Here is a 763-nt window from a genome sequence, read left to right on the forward strand (position 1 = left end):
CTGCGCAGTTTCATGATGTTGTGGCAGGCAGCGAGCAGCTTCCATTCGAGCTGTGCTTTCTCGAGCCCGCGGAGCAGCAGGTGTTTGCCTTGCCGGGTGTGGATTTGTCCGAAGACGGGTTCCACGATGGCTTTGCGCCGGGCGTACGCTTTCTTCCCTGCCTTGGTTTTCAGTTTCCGGGCCATCCTGCCCACCACGGTCGTGTTGGCCGGGATCCGGCCCCGCGGCGATTCAGGAATCGGTGCTGAGTGCTTCATGCGGCCGGTGGAAATGAAGAACTCCGTGCCGTGCTCGGCTTCCAGGGCCCGCGCGTGTTCGAGGTTCGCCTTCGAGCAGTACCCGGTGTCCGCCAGCCACTGCTTGGGCATCTGTCCCACGTTCTCAAGGGTTTGATCGACCATGGGAAGTAGCTGCCCGTAGTCGTTGGTTGCCTGTCCCAGTTCCGCGGCTAGGATGACCTGCCGGTGTTCGTCAACGGCGGCCTGGCCGTTGTAGTTGTAGGAAAACGATCCATCGGCGCGCTTCATGATCCGTGCATCCGGATCGGTGAAGTTCCGTTGCGCCTTGGGGTTGGGGACCGCGTCTGCCGAGGCCTTGTTCCCGGCGGTGGTGATGTCATCATCGTCATCGCCGCGCTTGGCTGCCTTCTCTTCGGCGTCCTTCCGGGCCTTCGCCGCAGCTTCTTTCTCGATGGAGGCCCGGGCGATGGCCATCGCCTCGGCCCGGCGCTTCCTGTTGGCCAGTTCGGCGGGGAGCTCGTCCC

1 protein-coding gene is annotated in these 763 nt (G+C 63.3%); it reads right to left on the reverse strand.

Features of this window, described 5'->3' with window-relative positions; all coding sequences use genetic code 11:
- Positions 1 to 763 (reverse strand): transposase (locus ACT3TS_RS19730; RefSeq protein ID WP_444533225.1); only part of this gene is annotated, 763 nt, incomplete at both ends.

The organism is Specibacter sp. AOP5-B1-6 (assembly GCF_052376555.1).
Lineage (GTDB): Bacteria > Actinomycetota > Actinomycetes > Actinomycetales > Micrococcaceae > Specibacter.